We start from the raw sequence: 1,542 nt of genomic DNA, 5'->3' as shown, positions 1-1,542 counted from the left end.
CCTCGACGGCCCTCGACGGCCCTCGACGGCCATCGACGGCCGTCGCCGGCGGAGCACGTGAAGCACGTGAAGCACGTGAAGCAGCAGCCGTGAAACCCGCTGGGTATTCGTTCGACCCGTAAATACCATCGCGCGCATGACGACTCATCACGAGATACTCGAAGCCGCGCTGGCCCATATCACCGCCGGTTACGTGTTCCCCGAAAAGACGGCTGCCATCGACGCGGTGATCCGGCGTCGGCTGGACGAAGGCGCATATCAGGATCTGGACGTGCAGGAGCTGTGCGAGCGGGTCACGGACGACCTCCAGAATGTCTGTCCGGACAAGCATTTGCGGTTGTTGTGGGCCGAGGAGCCACAGTCGATGGACGAGGAGCCGGAGGACGTCGCTCGCGCCCGATTCGCGCAGTACGCAAGGGAGAGCAACTACGGCATCCGGCGGGTGGAGCAGCTCGACGACAACATCGGCTACCTCGACCTGCGCATGATCGCCCCCGCCGATCTGGGTGGTCCCGCGATCGCTGCCGCCATGCAACTGCTGGCCCCCACCGAGGCGTTGGTCATCGACCTGCGGCAGTGCCGGGGCGGCTCGCCGGAAGGCGTGCAGTTGTGGTGCAGCTACTTCTTCGCTGACGACGGGGTACACCTGAGCGACATCTACGAGCGGGCCACCGACTCGACCCGCCAGTACTGGACCCTCGGGCACCTCGCCGCACCGCGCTACCTGGACCGCCCGGTCACCGTGCTGACCAGCGACCTCACCTTCTCCGCCGGAGAGGAACTGGCGTACAACCTGAAGGTGCTGGGGCGCGCCACCTTGATCGGCCAGACCACCCGCGGTGGCGCCCACCCCACGGACCGTATTCCGGTCGCCCCGCACGTCACCGTGACCGTTCCCGCCGCCCGCTCGATCAACCCGGTCACCGGCACCAACTGGGAAGGCGTCGGTGTCGAGCCCGACCTGGCCGTCGCCGCCGGGGACGCGCTGAAAGCGGCGCTGGAACACCTGCGCACGCGGATCGGCTGAGCAGCGTTCGGCGTTTTGCGGACGGGCGGCGGCGAGGCCGGGGGCGGACGGGGCAGGTACAGCTGCCGTGATCACGGAGCTGCGACGCTCTGCGATCACTGGAGAAATCTGTGCCTGCGCGGCCTTCATGGCTGATCGAACCGCCGCGGGACCGGATCGTGTTCGGCAAACGTGCCAACATGAATAACGGCTACGGCATCCCGCTCGGTCGGGTCCCGGCCGCGCCAACCGCCATGACGCACCTCTTCTGGCCTCCGACTCTCGCTCTCCTGGGAGTCCTTGGACCGCTGCCCGACAAGATCACCGAGCACCTGGATGCCGGCTTGGTCCAGGTGACCCAGCGGTGGCACCTCGCCGATACGATCAGCACCGTTCGTAGCCTGATCCGCCGGGCGTGGACCACCCAGCGCTGGGATGCGCGTCCCCGACGCCGACCATGAGCGGCCGCCTGTCTGCGCGGCCGCTTGTTTCCCGGCAGGCCCTAAAGGGCTCGTAAAGAATCAACGCGGTGGTTT

Annotated in this window: 1 protein-coding gene and 1 pseudogene; both read left to right on the top strand. The window is 67.4% G+C overall.

From position 1 onward, the window contains the following. The first annotated feature begins 136 nt into the window (after positions 1–136). The gene (locus BIV25_RS45080; RefSeq protein ID WP_071378412.1) at positions 137–1,027 is read left to right on the top strand and encodes a S41 family peptidase; all 891 of its coding nucleotides are present in this window, start codon (positions 137–139) and stop codon (positions 1,025–1,027) included. Between the two features lie 167 nt (positions 1,028–1,194). Further along, positions 1,195–1,467, top strand: a pseudogene (locus BIV25_RS48860) (IS5/IS1182 family transposase); the annotation flags it as partial. Between the last annotated feature and the right edge of the window lie 75 nt (positions 1,468–1,542).

It is taken from the genome of Streptomyces sp. MUSC 14 (assembly GCF_001866675.1).
Lineage (GTDB): Bacteria > Actinomycetota > Actinomycetes > Streptomycetales > Streptomycetaceae > Streptomyces.
This window is presented reverse-complemented; position numbering and strand designations above follow the sequence as displayed.